This is a genomic window from Mucilaginibacter sp. P4_A11 (assembly GCF_056402535.1).
In genome coordinates this window covers 74,996-91,128 of sequence record NZ_JBFUHE010000002.1, presented here as the reverse complement: position 1 = coordinate 91,128, position 16,133 = coordinate 74,996, and the positions used below count along the sequence as shown (strand labels likewise).

Below are 16,133 nucleotides of genomic sequence, written 5' to 3'. Positions count from 1 at the left end.
AAATGTTAAAACCGGCTAATCACATGCCAATATGTACAAAGTGCGAGCGGTATTGATGGGGCGATACAAGCGTATTCTTTTTAAAGAAATGGCTGAATTGCTCGGGCGTTGAAAAGTTAAGATGGTAGGCGATCTCTTTTACAGGCTTCGCTGAAAATTGCAGCGATCGCTTCGCTTCGGATATCAGCTGACCGTTAATAATGTCTTTAGCTCCTTTACCGCTACAGCGATTGCAGAGCTCTGTAAGTTTACGTGTGGAGATGCCCATTTGCTTTGCAAATTCAGCAACCTCATGAGTGTTTTGATACTGGCGGCTAACCAACTCCAGGAACTGGCGGTATAGCTGGTTATCGTAACTATCAAATCCTTTGCTCAGCGAGGCATTGATATTGGCTGTTTTGATCATAATGATCTTCAAATAGGCGGCCATGGCATCCAGCTTGTTGATGTAGCCGGGTTTAATAAACTCTGTGTGGAGGGTTTTAAAAAGCGGACTTAGTTCCTGTACATCGTCAGGTGTTAATGGGATCTGCTGGTTATCCGAAGCATTATTGAATAATACCGCCTTGCAATTATTGGCGCTATCCGGAGCTCTTTCCCAAAAGCAATCGCCAAAGCTTAACGCATAGCCGGTTAAAACGGTATCGGCAGAAAAAGTAAAAAGCTGGCCTTTTGATATGAGCAACAATTGATCGCCAACAATAGGATAGGGGGCTGTATCGATAATTAACTGGCCTGACCCCGTAGTAATAAGAAAAATACGGTTATAAGTAGCCCTGTGCACCCGTTGATCATCAAAATGCTGGCCCTCCCAATTTTCGACAGAGAAAGAATCCTTAATGTCCCGGTCGGCAATGATATTCAAATGTTCAGGCTTTTTCATGAGGTCATTATTATAAATTGCTCAACTTAAAATAACCAGGCGTGATCTTATCTTCCGGAAGATCGGCATTCGGGATAAGTTCGATCTGGTATTTTTCTTTTTGAGCAGGATTTAAAATATCTTCTACATTATAAATGTCGTCAACATCAATACCGTATTTATCATCAATGTGTGAGCTAGCGCCGACGAAATGATTGTTTTTAAAGAAAAACGTCTCTTTGGCATTTTTGCCGGCCGAAGCAAAATCGTTCTGAACGGTGAGTACAACGTAATGTTGTTCTTCAAATTTATTGGGCTGATAGCCGCCAAGGTTGATGAAAAACAATTTATTATCCTGATGAATGTTATTACCACGTGGGGCGATCTTAACGGCATAACCATCAACGGTATTTACTTCCCGCCAGGCATCGATATGGATTTTTTCAGGTTCTGGCCAAAATGCCTGGATCTCAGGTACAAGGTCGCGAAGCGATGGCGCTATCCCAAAGAACACGTCATGTTGTTCTACGTGCCTTCCCGGTGGTTTACAACCCAGCATCAGCATAAACAGTTTAAGGTTTTCCATAGGCTAAAGTTAGTATAAGCAGTAAAGCGAAAATAGGCGTTTTGTCAAACAACTATCACAATGTGTTAAAACGGTAACTTTGTTCAACGTTAGCTATGTTTTTTACGTTAGTTGCTATAAATACGCATCGTATTAAATCCTATTTGAAATACATGAAAAAAGTAATTTGTTCAATAGCCGTGCTGTTAACGGCTTGTTTCTCTGTTTTTGCATCAGGCCCTAAAAAGGGTTTGGATACTGCCACCTTTGCCACTGGCTGCTTTTGGTGTACCGAAGCAAAATTTCAGCAACTAAAAGGGGTTGAAAAAGTGATCTCCGGATTTTCCGGCGGGCACGTAGCCAATCCATCTTATGAGCTGGTTTGCACCGGCACAACCGGTCATGCCGAAGCTTGTAATATTATCTATGATCCTACAAAGATCACGTACGATGAACTGATTGCCGCTTTTTTTGTGGCACATGACCCAACGCAACTAAATAGGCAGGGCAATGATGTGGGTACACAATACCGCTCGGCTATATTTTATCATAGTGCCCAGCAAAAACAAAAGGCGCAATATTATATCACCAAACTGAATGCCGAAAAAGCTTATAAAGATCCGATAGTAACGCAAGTAGTACCATACAAAAATTTTTATAAGGCCGAAGATTATCACCAAAACTATTTTAACCAGAACGGTAGTCAGCCTTACTGCAAATATGTGATCCAGCCCGAGTTGGAAAAATTTAAAAAGGTGTTTAAAGATAAATTGAAACAATAATGAAAGCGGTATATATCATAGCAGCCTTGTTCTGTTTTGCTACAGGAGCATTTGCACAACAGCCCAAAACAATAAAAGGACATGAGAACAATCCTTATTATTCCAACACCGACACCAAACATTTGAACGTGTCAAATGCCGAATGGAAGAAGATCCTTCCAGCCGCATTATATGCTACAGCAAGGGAGCAGGAAACGGAACGCGCATTCACCGGTAAATACTGGAACAAGGATACCAAGGGCACTTATTATTGCGCGGTATGCGGTAACAAGCTTTTCCGCTCGGATGCCAAATTTGCAAGTGATTGCGGCTGGCCAAGTTTTTATGAGCCGGTACGCAAAAACAGTGTGATCTACAAAGAAGATAATTCATACGGTATGCAGCGCACGGAAGTAATTTGTGCCCGCTGTGATTCGCACCTGGGGCATATATTTGATGATGGTCCGCCGCCAACACATAAAAGGTTTTGTATGAACTCCGTTTCTCTTGATTTTGTGCCGGAGGGATTTGGGTTGTAAGAGTGTTTTTAAAGGATAACTGAAAACGAATAGTGGGCTTTAGCCTGAATGCTGCAGGCATTTTGGCTAAAGCCCTTTGTTTTTTGAAGATTATCTATCGAAATTGCAGGTTGCACCAGAGGTGCAAAAGGTTTGTAGAAATAAAATAGTCATTTTAGTATGCCAAAGGTACACAACTCCTTTTTTGCACATCAATTTACCAGCAAAAGTCATCCATAAGTAAAGCTGCAATATTCCCTGCTCAGCTTAAAACAAGTATGAATTAACTTGTGTTATCCACCAATAATCAAGCAAATTACTTATGCAACTGCAAAGCCTGAAAGATATCGCAAAACAGCTGATGGCCGGGAACAAAGGCCTTTTAGCCATGGATGAAAGCACCGCCACCTGCAACAAACGTTTTAAAGCGCTCAATATCCCGCAAACGGAGGAATATCGCCGCAAATACCGCGACCTGATCGTGAACACGCCAAAACTGGAGGAAGCTATAAGCGGGGCCATTTTGTTTGATGAAACGATAAGACAGAGTACCGCAGATGGTAAGCTATTTGTTGATATCCTGAAAGAAAAAGGAATTATTCCGGGCATTAAGGTAGATGAAAGCGCGCGGGATATGGATGGATTCCCCGGCGAGAAAATAACCGAAGGTCTTGATGGTTTGCCGGAGCGGCTGGCCGAATATTATAAATTGGGTGCCCGCTTTGCCAAATGGCGCGCCGTTATTACTATAGGTGAAGATACCCCCACAAGCGGCAGTATCAAAGCCAATGCATTTCTGCTGGCTCGTTACGCTATCATTTGCCAGGAAGCAGGTATTGTACCCATTGTGGAGCCCGAAGTTTTGATGGACGGCGATCACTCACTTCAAACCTGTGCTGATGTAACCAACGAGGTTTTGCATACGGTATTTAATCAATTGTACCAGCAACGGGTGAATTTTGAAGGCATGATACTGAAGCCCAATATGATTGTGCCCGGTATTAAAGCCGCGCAGCAGGATAGCGCCGATGTACTGGCCGATACTACCATCAATTGTTTTTTACGCTGTGTGCCAGCCTCGATACCTGGCATTGCGTTTCTTTCGGGCGGGCAATCTCCTGAGCTTGCATCTGAAAGGTTAAACGCCATGCATGTGCGCTTTAAAGATAAAATGCCCTGGGCTTTAACATTTTCGTATTCAAGAGCTGTACAGCAACCAGCCCTCGAAAAATGGGCAGGTAACGATGAAAATATTGAAGAGGCGCAAAGGTTATTATACGAGCGTGCCCATATCAATACCATAGCCCGCGATGGCAAATATACACCGGAGCTGGAGAAGCACCCGGCAGCATAAAATAAGAAAGCCGCCTTTTTCGGGCGGCTTTCTTATTTGTTTAGCTTTATAAACCCTTAACCTTGTAATGGGTATAGGTAGTAAAGCCTAAAAATGTATTATCAATAGGAACGCCAAGCGGCGCCTGTAACCCCCTCAAATATTTCAGGTTATCAGTATTGTACTGGTTGTAGGCAATTTCAACACCCGGAAAAATGCGGCTATGTAAATCGCAGTAATCACAGCCTGTTTTTTGATCATAAGCTTTCCGCATAAAATCATAGCCCAGGCTGATGTTTTTATTGCTGATCTCCCATAAACTATTATCGCCCTGTATTTTGGCAATGGCAGCGGCATAAGCATAGGCCGTTAATGAGTATTGGTAATGAACACAATCTTTACGCACACAAAGTTCAGGCAGCGTTCCATCCGGTTGGATAACGTTTGGCAATTCTTTTACTAAAAGGTCATAGCCGGCACGATAAGCGGTATCGCTATTTAAAAACACGCCAATAGCCATTTTAGCATAACCTGCTGAAGCATCCCAGTTATTTTTATAATCAGGGATCTTATTGATGTAATTATCTTTTACGTTAACAAGGTACTTGCTGAACTGCTCGATATCGGCAGCAGCCCATCCGGCCGATCTGCCCTTTACCTTATAATTCCTGATAATCTCCGCGGCAGCTACAAAGCTTGGGGTTGTCCATGATGCTTCCAGATCGGGTTGGTTGGGATTGGTTTTCCCTGCCAGCAGGCCATAATCCTTAAAAGCGTAAGCCCATCCGTTCAGTAAACCGATTGCCTTCTTAGCATAGTCTGCATTGCCGGTAGCAGCCCAGGCCAATGCAAATGCATAAACCAGCTCACAATCCTTCCTGATTTGTGTTTTCGATGGCGACGTAGCACCATTTGAACCTACTACGATGGTTGATGGAAACGAATCCGGGTATTCATGATCTTTAATAAAATCGAGCACCTTTTGATATGCTGTAGTTCGCATAGTGTCACCAGCTTTCAGTTGTGCGCTAATGAGGTCCAAACTGGCCCTGGTATTTAAAATACCAGGGTGCACAAATTTGGTTTTATTGTTTTCCTGTGCTTTCAAACTAAATACAAAGAGCATTAACAGGGATGCAAGCAAAGTTATTTTACAGTATCTCATCTTCAGCCTACTTATCCAATCCGCCGCGTCGCGTTGCTTTAACCTGTGCAGGCCATTTGATGCCCTCTGTTTTGGTGTTAATGGTTTTCTGCGGGTCTTCGCTGGCCATGTAAGCCATGATGGCAGCTAAAATGGCGTTATTTTTCAAATCATCAAATACAACTTTATCATAAGTATCGCGGTTGGTATGCCAGGTATATGCCCCGTAAGACCAGTTAAGCGAACTTAAAGAAAAGCCCGGCGCGCCAACAGCTACAAACGAAGCAAAGTCAGACCCGCCACCACCCGGTTGCCCAGGAAAGTTTGTTTTGATCCGGTTTTTGATGGTGTCCGGTACAGCGGCAAGCCATCTGCTTAAATAATCCTTAGCTTCAACAAAGCCCTGGCCGGTAAGGTTCACTACACGACCTGTGCCGTTATCCTGGTTAAACAAGGCCTGCAGATTGCTCACAATTTCGGGATGGTCCTCAACAAAAGCGCGTGAGCCGTTCAGGCCTTCTTCTTCGCTACCCCAGTGGCCTACCAGTATGGTACGTTTTGGGTGGGGGTAGAATTTTTTTAGCAAACGCATGGCCTCCATCATAGTGAGGGTACCTGTGCCGTTATCGGTAGCACCGGTGCCGCCATCCCATGAATCAAAATGGGCGCTCAGCATTACATACTCGTTTGGTTTTTCAGAGCCTTTGATCTCGGCAATGGTATTGAACGTTGGCACTACGCCTAACTCTTTTGATTCGCAATGAATACTGATCACCGGTTTGTTACCCGATTCGCTCAGGCGGTATAGCATACCGTAATCTTCCAGCGAAATATCAACCGTAGGGACAATTTTGGTGTAAGCAGCAAAGATCTTGTCAACCCCGAACCCTGCCGACCAGTTATTGGTCAGGATGCCTGCTGCGCCTGAATTTTCCAATGCTACAGGTAATGTTTTATTGGTAAAGCCGGTTTTGCTGATGCGTTTTTTCCATGCATCGGTTTGCGCAGTACGGTCGGCCTTCATTTTATCGAATGATTCTTTCAGGGCAAACTCCTGCCAGTTATAATCGGGCCTGCCGGTTGGCTGGAGCATGGAGATCATCACAAACTTACCCTTAACATTAGGCAACCATTGCTGAAATGCTACTGAATCCGCCATATCCGGCAGGATAATTACTTCGGCAGTGGTGGTTTTTTTGCCCATGCCGGGGCTCCAGGCCAGTTGGGTGCCTTCTAATGATTTTACTCTTGGCGATACCATATCAATATGCGAGATGCCGCGTTCCCAGCCGCGCCATTCGCCCCACTTTTCGTTTTTAGCCTGGATATCCCAGCTTTTATATTTAGCTACCGCCCAGTCGTTAGCCTGTTTCATTTGCGGCGTACCAACCAAACGCGGACCGACACCATCAAAAAGCTCATGCGCCAGTTTTTCCAGCTGTGAGTTGGAGGTCTCCTCGTTCATGATACTGTTAATAACAGGGTTACTTGATTGGGCCGAAGCTATGCCGCTGCAAAGCAGCATACCAAGCACAAGAGGCTTTGTCCTGTTCCATAGGTTGTTGCAGGTATAATGGTAAATGTGTTTCATAAGGTCTAAAATATGAAAAAAGTAGCCGCGGTAATACGTTTTATCTGGAATGGCATTGTTAAGTAACATAATTATTGCAAAGTGTAATTAAGTATTTACTTTGCAGGCCTAAATCTTATTGTAATGAAGGTGTCTGCTTCTCTTATTGTTTTTTTACTAATATTTATGAGCTGCAGGCATGTAGAAAAGAAATCTGCCGAAATTGTTAAAACTGATGCGATGGGCAGCGTCACAAAAGCAACCGATACTATAAACGGGTTGCCAAAAACAACTGAACCTGTTTTGGAGCAGCAGGACAGTTTAAGAAATAGCAACTGGGTTGATACGCTTATAGTAGATTACATTGAGCACTCGGACAATGAATTGATTAAATTATCACGTAAAGATACATCAATACACGATGGGTGGATGTTTGACCGACTTCAAAAAAGAGGTGTAAATACTTATTTTGTTTATAATATTGGCCATGACTATAATAATGGTGATGGTGTTATCTACGCTTCTGACGGTTGGGTATACGTAGATACTTTGAATAGGAAACTTTATGAGTACCAGGTGACTGATGAAAGTTTGAAGGAATGGAAACATTGATTTAACCTTTTTCGATTTTTTTTAGCAAAATGTCGTAATTGTTCTCTTGTGTTAAATTATTGTTATAGAATTAACAATAGGTTTACACGTGGCCGGTTCTTTTGTAAAAACTAATCGATCACATATCAATGAAAAAACAAGTACTTGGCGTCATCGCGGCATCTGCGGTGATCCTTTCTTCCTGCCATGACAATAATAAGGTTAATCCATTTAGCTATCCCGATATGGCCGAAGCTCAAAATCCGGCTGTGCTTTTTACTACTGCTAATGGTGTTAAAGTATACAATGGGGGCTTTGGTTCGGCAGTTGCGGCTGATCCCAAACAGAAAGATGTATTTTATCTGCTTACCGACCGAGGCTCAAACGTTGCCGGACAGGCAGCAAACTCCATCATCATCGGTAAGCCGGATTTTGACCCGCAGATAGGTAAATTCAGGTTAACAGAAGGCAAACTTTTTTTGGAACAAACCATCGAACTGAAAAATGCCAACGGCGGAAAATTAAATGGCCTGCCAAATCCTGTGGGGATGGGTGCTTCGGGGGAGAAACCTTATGATCTTGACGGCAATCTGTTATCCCCAAGCGCAGACGGTATTGATTCGGAAGGTTTGGTTTTAGCCGCCGACGGTACTTTTTGGGTAAGTGACGAATACGGCCCGCATATTGTTCATTTTGATGCCAACGGAAAAACTATTGAGCGCATCAATCCTTTTGGTACCGGAACTGGCGGGCGTAAAATCCCGGCGGTATTTGCTACCCGCAGGGCTAACCGCGGCATGGAAGGTTTAGCCATAACACCCGATGGTAAAACACTGGTGGGCATGATGCAGTCGCCAATGTATAATCCGTCTAAAGCAAAGGTGGCTAACTCAACAGTATTGCGCATTCTTACTTTTGATATTGCTACGGGAGCTACAAAACAGTATGCTTACCTTATGGACAACACGTCATTAACAGGAGTAAGTGATATAACTGCTGTTAGTGCAACTACGTTTTTAACCATTGAACGTGACGGTAATTTTGGCGGTGCACCAACCAATCCGGCTACATTTAAAAAAGTGTTTAAAATAGATCTCAGCAATGCTACCGATATATCCGATCCGGCAAACGGAGCTAATGGTAAAACATATGGCGGTAAAACGGTTGAAGAGCTCAATGATGCCGCAGGATTGCAAACCGCGGGGATTACACCGGTTACCAAAACACAGGTGCTTGACCTGCTGAAGGACCTGCCAACAATTTATCCGCATGATAAGGCGGAGGGCCTGGCTTTATTGCCGGGTAATATTTTGGCCATATCAAATGATGATGATTTTGGCGTTATTGATAATGGCAACAGTGGTTTTGCCGCAAAAATTTTGCCTGCTACCAATTCGGTGGATAGAAACAGGATCTATTTTGTGAAGCTTAAGTAGATAACATTTTTAAATAATTGATGAGGCATTCCGGTATCGACCGGGATGCCTTTTTTGTTTACAGCCTCTAAGAACAAGCATTGTAGCGCCAGTGAAAACTGTTTTACCCAAAATCTAAGTTTTTGATTTCAATTAAAATTATTGTTAAAATAACATTTATACACTAAGCAATATTTAACCTTCATGTATACTATTTTAACTGTATGATGCTATTTTATTGTTGGGTTTTGTTTTTTTTATTCTTTATATATCTGATAATTAAATACTTAATTAAAAATAACGCATTTTTTCACTTGTGTTAAAATAGTACAAAAAACCACTCATATCGTATTACAATCGATTGTTAGGCTTGAGTAGCTTTACCTGAAGCAACATCACTTTGTACAATAACCTAACCCGAAGTGATGACTTATGCGTCAAACCAATTTTAAAAAATTAAAGTAAAATGTATGAGAGGAAAACTACAAATCAAAAAAGTTGTGGCCTTCATCTGTTTAAATTTATCGCTTGTGCTGATAAGTTTATCAGGTTATGCTCAAAGTAAGCTGATCACCGGTAAGGTTACCGGTTCGGATAACGGACTCCCCCTGCCAGGTGTTACCGTTAAGATAAAAGGAAGTTCCCAGGCTGCCGGTTCTAAGGCCGATGGTACTTACTCGATAACCGCCGGCAGCAACGAGACACTTGTTTTTAGCTTTGTTGGTTTCTTAAACCAGGAGGTTACAATAAATGGCAGGTCAGTTATCAACGTATCATTAGTGCCCGATAATAAAACCCTTACCGAGGTAGTTGTTGTGGGTTATGGTACAACCAAGCGTAAAGATTTAACAGGTTCGGTTAGCTCGGTTACTGCCGAGCAAATTGCTAAAGTACCTGTTACTGCTTTAGATCAGGCTTTGCAAGGCCGTTCATCGGGCGTACAGGTTACCAATAATGATGGTGCACCAGGCGGCGGCGTTAGCGTACTGATCAGGGGCATAGGTAGTTTGGCCAACAATGACCCTTTATATGTAGTTGATGGTTATCCTATTACTGGCGGGCTCAATAATATCAATCCAAATGATATAGCGTCTATCGACATTCTTAAAGATGCATCTGCTACTGCTATTTACGGTGTTAGGGCTTCAAACGGGGTTGTAATTGTCACCACCAAAAAAGGGAAAAAAGATGGCGGCGCACAGGTATCGCTTGATGCATATGCCTCGCTGCAGTCAAGGCCTAAAACATATAAAGTGTTAAACGCGCAGCAATGGGCAACCTTGGCTAACGAAGTTCACGCTAACGAAGGTTTTACCGAACTGCCCGAATGGAGTAATCCATCATCCCTGCGCAGTGTTGATTGGCAGGACGCGGTTTATCGCCAGGGTTTAAAACAAAATTACAATTTAGCTATTCGCGGGGGCAATGACAAAGTACAGTCAGCATTTTCGGCCGGATATTATGATCAAAAAGGCATTGTATTAGGTTCATACTTCAAACGTATTAACTTGGGTACCAACATTGACTATAGTGTTAACAAATGGTTAAAGTCGTCAACAAGCGCTGTGTTTTCGAGGCAGAATAGTAACAATCCATTCGGAACAGGTTCTTTGTCACAACTGAGTGAACTAATCCCTACTATAACAGGTAATAAACTTACCGATCAAATTAAAGATGCTAATGGCAATTACGGTTACTACAACCCGGTAAATATCTACACTAAAAGCTGGAACAACCCTGTTTATACCATTGAAACACAGGATTCAAAAAACGCGACAAACTATTTTCTGGGGCACAGTTCGTTGGAAGCTACTTTGATTGAGGGTTTAAAGGTTAAAACAAGCTTTGGTATCAATACTACAGATTTTTCGAGCCATTACTTTACGCCATCTGATACCCGTGCAATTCAGCAATATGGTGTAGGTAACCAAAGCAGCATTAGCTTTTACTCGCAAAATGCAAGCACAACTTATGAGTGGTTATGGGAAAATACCATATCATACACCAAAACTTTTGGCAAACACAGCATTGATTTTGTTGGTGGTGTTTCTCAGCAAAGCAATACAGTTACGAACATTGGTGGTAGCGGTAATGATTTACCAAGTAATGCTATCAGGGATTTATCGCAGGTTAAAAATCTTGTTGCCTATGGAGGAAAACAGACCTATACGCTTGCATCGCAGTTTGGCAGGTTAAGTTATAAGTTCGCAGACAGATATCTGTTAACTGCTACAGTGCGCCGGGATGGTGCTTCAAGATTTTACCAGGGAAATCAATATGGCGTGTTTCCGTCAGGTTCAATAGCATGGAAAGCCAAGGAAGAATCATTTTTAAAAGATGTTAATTGGTTATCAGATCTTAAGTTCAGAGGTGGATACGGTAAAGTAGGTAACCAGGCAGGTATCCCTTTATTCAGGTATTTAGCGCGTTACACATCAGGCGGCCCTGCAGCTTCAGGTACTAACGTTGGATATCCGTTTGATAAAACTTATCAAAATGGTTTAGCATTATTAAACCTTGATAATACTAATTTGAAATGGGAAACATCCAAACAAACAGATATTGGTATGGATGCCGCGTTTTTAAACAACACGCTTACGCTAACTGTTGATTATTATAAAAAGGATTCTAAAGATTTCTTGTTAAACATCCTTACCCCTGCACAAACAGGTTTTACAAGTGCCGCCCAAAACGTAGGTAGTATAAGTAATAAAGGGTTTGAATTTGCTGTTAACTACAGAAATTCAATAAGGGATTTTAATTATGGCATCGGTGTTAATATCACTACTGTAAATAACAAGCTCTTGAGTATCAATAAAAGCACCAGGGCTATAACAAACCTTGTTAACCTCCCATTAAATGCGATGGGCTGGTCAACGTTCAGCCAAACCAATATAGGGCAGCCGGTAGGTGAGTTTTATGGTTATCAAGCATTGGGGATATTCCAAACCCAGGCAGAAATTGACGCGCTAAACGCGAAATCGCCTACAGGTAATTACCAGGGCACTAATTCTCAGAAAACCCAGCCTGGAGATCGTAAATTTAAAGACGTAAATGGCGATGGTCAGATCACTGCCGATGACCGTGTAAGTTTGGGAAGCCCGATCCCCAAATTTTATGGTGGCATGAACATTGACCTTTCTTACAAGGCATTTGATTTTAACGCGTTCTTTTACGGCAGTTACGGTAACAAGATCTTCAATTATCAGGAACGTAATCTTGAAAGTTTCCAGGCACCGGGCTTTGTGGGGGTTGAAAACGTTAGTTTGCAATATTATCAGAACCGTTGGACACCAACTAACCCATCAAACCGTTATGCAAGGGTTACTTACAATGATGATATCAGCGCTAATAACGTTGCATCAAGCGTGTACGTAGAAAATGGCAGTTACCTGCGTTTACGGAATGTTACCTTAGGGTACACATTGCCGGCTGCTTTAACTAAAAAGTTCTCTGTTACAAAGGTTCGTTTCTATGTGTCTGCTCAAAACCTCTTTACAATAACTAAATACACAGGCCTTGATCCGGAGATTGGACAGGCAACCGGAACCGACCCGAACAACAATAACGCGTCCACCGTTAATCCAACGGCTTCGGGTATAGATCTTGGAACTTATCCTTCATCTAAATTTTACACTTTAGGTTTAAATGTCACTTTTTAAATAACATTTAACATAACAGTAAAAACATGAAAATTAATAAAAAATATATATACATACTGTCAGTAGGGCTGGCCGTGTTATTTCCGTTAAGTTGTAAAAAAGGATTTCTGAATCAAACAGATTCGCAGAATCCAACAGCAGAGGTTTTGTTTGATAAGCCGGAAGATGGCATCGCGCTTGTTAATGCCATTTATGACACTTATCAAAATGCCGATTTATTGAAAAAATCTATCTGGTATTATGCCAACTTTCAGTCGCATGACTTTTTTAACTGGGGAGCAGACCGCTTTTACAATACATATGCAATTCCCTCAACCTTTGGTGCTATAGAAGTGTTTTGGACACGTGCGTATGTTGGTATAGCCCGTGCAAACTCTGCTTTGCCAATCATTGCAAAAATGAAAGCCAAAGGTATATTAACTGCTGCCCTTGCTGATCGCCTTACCGGCGAAGTTTATTTTTTACGAGGGATGACTTACTATTACCTGGCTGCAAGTTTTGGTGGTGTTCCGTTAGAATTGAAAGACGGCACTAACCTTGGTTTAACAGCAAGAAGCACACAAGACGAGGTGTTTACACAGGTTGTATCTGACCTTAAAACAGCAACTGGCTTATTGCCATGGAAGGAAGACCTGCCAAGTTCAGAAAAAGGCCGTGCTACTAAGGGAGCTGCTTTAGGCTACCTGGGAGCTGCGCAAATGTGGCTTAAGAAATATGCCGACGCTATTGCTTCTTATAATCAATTAACCGGAAAATATACTTTGTTGGCTAATTTTATTGATGTAAACGAATATGCTAATCAAAATAACAACGAATCGCTTTTTGAGGTACAATTTGATGTGGCGGGTACTCAAAGCTGGGGTGCCAGTAACGAAGTTGCATGGATCAGCACTTTCGGCATGCCCGAAGAGGTAACCAACTTTGGTTATGATTATGCTAATTCGGCTTTAGCAGGCTCTTTCCAGGACGGCGATTTGAGAAGAATCGCAACCGTAATTGGTCCTGGCGATGAAAACCCAAGTCCAGGTATCAAAGCCCGTGGTGGTATCAAATCATATCCGCTGGTAATTGCCGGTTTTGCAAGTACAGATCCTGCCATCAAGGCAAAATATACTGGCGATGACGGCAAGATCATCAATACTTGCGGTACAAAAACTCGTCCTTGGGTGGGCTCAGATAATTCACAGTTGAGGACTGGTTATTACAACGAGAAATTCTGGAGAGACCCTACGTTGGTAGGTAACTCGGGCGATCAAACTATATTTGGCGCTCAAAACCAGGTCCTGTTGCGTTTTGGCGAAGTACTACTAAGCAAAGCTGAATGCCAGGCCCGTACAGGTGATGCGGCAGGTGCATTAGCCACCCTCAAACTTGTTCGTGACCGTGCGTTTGGTGGTTCGGCCCCATTAACTTTCATCAGTGATGGTAAAGTAATAACCGATCCGCTGCAAATGGTTTACAGCGAATACAGGCATGAACTATCGGGCGAATACTCAACTTTTTATGATTTAAGAAGAGCTGGTGTTGCTACTGATTTTGTGAAGAACGTGTATGGTATAACCATACCTGCCGGTCGTGAGTTGTACCCTATCCCTCAGTTTGAGATAGGTCTTAATCCTAATTTGACTCAAAATCCGGGTTATTGATATAGTTTGATTTAAGAAAAGGGTTTCTTCCACTCGGAAGAAACCCTTTTTGTGTTTTTTCGACTACGAGCATTTTACAAACCGCTTTATTGTATTCACCTGACTTACTTTAAATTGGATAATGATAAATTATTCGTAATCGATTGCGTAAATTATTTATCTTGCATTACAAATGTAAGGCCGACATTATTAGGTGCCTTAGCCAATAAACCATATTATAATTTAAATCAATGCATTGCTTTAACCAATCTCCTAAGCTCTTCGGCAGAAAAAAGTTTTGGATAGCCTGTGTTTGCCTGTTGGGTTGCCAGCAACTCCGGGCGCAAAACGCGGTACCTCTTAATGATCTTTCTTTTTTCGATAACCCGTCATCAAACTGGAAAATAGGGGCCAGCGCACAGGCCGATATTGTGCAGGATGAAGTTTTAACCGTTAAAGATGGCAACGGGGTTTTGATAAATCTACCAGGGAAAAAAGGAGCGAAAGACCTGTTTACCAAAACCACTTATGGTGATGCTGATCTGGAGCTTGATTATATGATGGCTAAAGGCTCAAACTCCGGTATTTATTTGCAGGGACGTTATGAAATTCAGCTACTGGATAGCTGGGGAACAGTAAACCCAAAATCGGGAGATAATGGTGGGATTTATGAACGTTGGGACGATAGTAAGCCTGAGGGGCAACAAGGTTATGACGGCCATGCACCAAGGCAAAATGCCAGCAGGGCGCCGGGTTTGTGGCAGCATATAAAAATTTCGTTCCAGGCACCGCGCTTTGATAGCAATGGCCAAAAAATCAGTAATGCAAAAGTGCTTTATATTTGGTTGAATGGTGTTTTGATCCAGGATAATGTAGAGCTTGCCGGTCCAACCCGTGGGGCTTTTGACAATAAAGAAGCTGCAACAGGACCCCTGCGTTTACAGGGCGATCATGGGCCGGTAGCTTTCAGGAATATTCAGATAACCAGTTATGACAAATCACATCCAATACTTTCAAACCTGAAATATTGGGTTTACAAGGGCGGTGATGTTAACGACGATAATTATAAGAAATTAAAAGCGGAATCGGAGGGCACTTCTCCTGTGTTGTCATCAAACCAAAGCAAGTTGAATAATGATTTTCTGATCCGCTATACAGGTAATATCCAGGTTAAAGAAGCCGGCGAATATGCTTTTAAACTGAGTGTGCCGGGTGGAAAAGGCACATTGCGAATTAATGGTGCGGATGCAGTTAAATTAAGCGAAAACCGGGGCGAAGGTAAGTTACAATTGGAACCCGGCGATCAACCGTTTGAATTGTTCTATTCAAAAACAGTGGATTGGGCTAAACCGGCCTTGGGGCTTACCGTTTCAGGTCCCGGTATCCGCGAATATTTGTTAAGCGATGCTAACGTAAGTAATAACGATCCTGTTGATCCTATTTTGATCAACGCTACTTCAAATACTATACTGCGAAGTTTCTCCGATTTGCCGGGAGGTATCAGGGTTACACATGGTGTAAATGTGGGCAGCCCCGAGCTGTTGCATTACACTTATGATTTGGATAAAGGGATGATCGTAGAGATCTGGCGTGGAGGTTTCCTGGATGCCACCCCCATGTGGCATGACAGGGGCGACGGTTCATCACGCCCGGCTGGTTCTGTTCAATATCTTGGCAAACCTGTTCCGGCCATTGAAAAGCTCAGTGATGTAAATGCGACCTGGGCTTTGGATACCGCCGGTACAGGATACCGGCCTAAAGGCTATGTTTTAAATGCTGACGATGTGCCTGCTTTTAAATATATTATTTATGGTTCGCCGGTAAACGATGCGAGTAGTGTGATGGATAAAGGGCAGGGCATCCACCGGGAAATAACCCTTGCTAATGCTGTAGAAGGCCTGTTTTATCACCTTGCATCAGGCAATATCGAAACGCTTGGTAATGGATTGTATGCCATTGATGATAAATCCTACTATATCCGCATTGATGATGCAGCGGGAGCTAAAGCAATCGTTCGGGACGCGGGAGGGAAGCAGGAGCTCATCATTCCTATTCAAAAGAAATTAACCTATTCCATCATTTTTTAA

12 protein-coding genes are annotated in these 16,133 nt (G+C 42.6%); 8 read left to right on the top strand and 4 right to left on the bottom strand.

Annotation, left to right across the window (positions count from 1 at the left end):
* Positions 1-19 precede the first annotated feature (19 nt).
* Positions 20-883 carry an AraC family transcriptional regulator gene (locus AC1DUD_RS04230; RefSeq protein ID WP_477371951.1) on the bottom strand — a complete coding sequence of 288 codons (864 nt, stop codon included), beginning with the start codon at positions 881-883 and terminating at the stop codon, positions 20-22.
* Positions 884-893: 10 nt separating this feature from the next.
* Positions 894-1,448: a DUF1543 domain-containing protein gene (locus tag AC1DUD_RS04225; protein WP_477371949.1), complete on the bottom strand. Its 555-nt coding sequence runs from the start codon at positions 1,446-1,448 to the stop codon at positions 894-896.
* Positions 1,449-1,600: 152 nt separating this feature from the next.
* Between AC1DUD_RS04225 and msrA the strand changes: the two genes are divergently transcribed.
* The 3 genes from msrA (at position 1,601) to AC1DUD_RS04210 (ending at position 4,060) form a co-directional block, all read left to right on the top strand.
* Entirely contained in the window at positions 1,601-2,209 is a 609-nt protein-coding gene (gene msrA / locus AC1DUD_RS04220) for a peptide-methionine (S)-S-oxide reductase MsrA (protein WP_477371947.1), read from the top strand.
* Positions 2,209-2,727 carry a peptide-methionine (R)-S-oxide reductase MsrB gene (gene msrB / locus AC1DUD_RS04215; RefSeq protein WP_110585279.1) on the top strand — a complete coding sequence of 173 codons (519 nt, stop codon included), beginning with the start codon at positions 2,209-2,211 and terminating at the stop codon, positions 2,725-2,727. The genes msrA and msrB overlap by 1 nt, the downstream gene beginning before the upstream one ends.
* Before the next feature lie 301 nt (positions 2,728-3,028).
* Positions 3,029-4,060, top strand: a complete 1,032-nt coding sequence (locus tag AC1DUD_RS04210; RefSeq protein WP_477371945.1) for a class I fructose-bisphosphate aldolase — start codon at positions 3,029-3,031, stop codon at positions 4,058-4,060.
* A gap of 46 nt (positions 4,061-4,106) precedes the next feature.
* On the opposite strand, the gene AC1DUD_RS04205 is transcribed toward AC1DUD_RS04210, so the two are convergent.
* The gene (locus tag AC1DUD_RS04205; RefSeq protein WP_477371943.1) at positions 4,107-5,204 is read right to left on the bottom strand and encodes an alginate lyase family protein; all 1,098 of its coding nucleotides are present in this window, start codon (positions 5,202-5,204) and stop codon (positions 4,107-4,109) included.
* Between the two features lie 7 nt (positions 5,205-5,211).
* Positions 5,212-6,774, bottom strand: coding sequence for a M20/M25/M40 family metallo-hydrolase (locus tag AC1DUD_RS04200; protein WP_477371941.1), 1,563 nt, complete (start codon positions 6,772-6,774; stop codon positions 5,212-5,214).
* Positions 6,775-6,939: 165 nt separating this feature from the next.
* On the opposite strand from AC1DUD_RS04200, the gene AC1DUD_RS04195 reads away from it, so the two are divergent.
* From AC1DUD_RS04195 to AC1DUD_RS04175, 5 genes are all read left to right on the top strand, one after another.
* On the top strand, positions 6,940-7,365 hold the full coding sequence (locus AC1DUD_RS04195) for a hypothetical protein (RefSeq protein ID WP_477371939.1): 426 nt from the start codon (positions 6,940-6,942) through the stop codon (positions 7,363-7,365).
* A 128-nt stretch (positions 7,366-7,493) separates the two neighbouring features.
* On the top strand, positions 7,494-8,780 hold the full coding sequence (locus AC1DUD_RS04190) for an esterase-like activity of phytase family protein (RefSeq protein WP_477371937.1): 1,287 nt from the start codon (positions 7,494-7,496) through the stop codon (positions 8,778-8,780).
* A 449-nt stretch (positions 8,781-9,229) separates the two neighbouring features.
* Positions 9,230-12,421, top strand: coding sequence for a SusC/RagA family TonB-linked outer membrane protein (locus AC1DUD_RS04185; protein WP_477371935.1), 3,192 nt, complete (start codon positions 9,230-9,232; stop codon positions 12,419-12,421).
* 26 nt (positions 12,422-12,447) lie between these two features.
* Positions 12,448-14,067 carry a RagB/SusD family nutrient uptake outer membrane protein gene (locus AC1DUD_RS04180; RefSeq protein WP_477371933.1) on the top strand — a complete coding sequence of 540 codons (1,620 nt, stop codon included), beginning with the start codon at positions 12,448-12,450 and terminating at the stop codon, positions 14,065-14,067.
* Positions 14,068-14,297: 230 nt separating this feature from the next.
* Positions 14,298-16,133, top strand: a complete 1,836-nt coding sequence (locus AC1DUD_RS04175; protein WP_477371931.1) for a 3-keto-alpha-glucoside-1,2-lyase-like domain-containing protein — start codon at positions 14,298-14,300, stop codon at positions 16,131-16,133.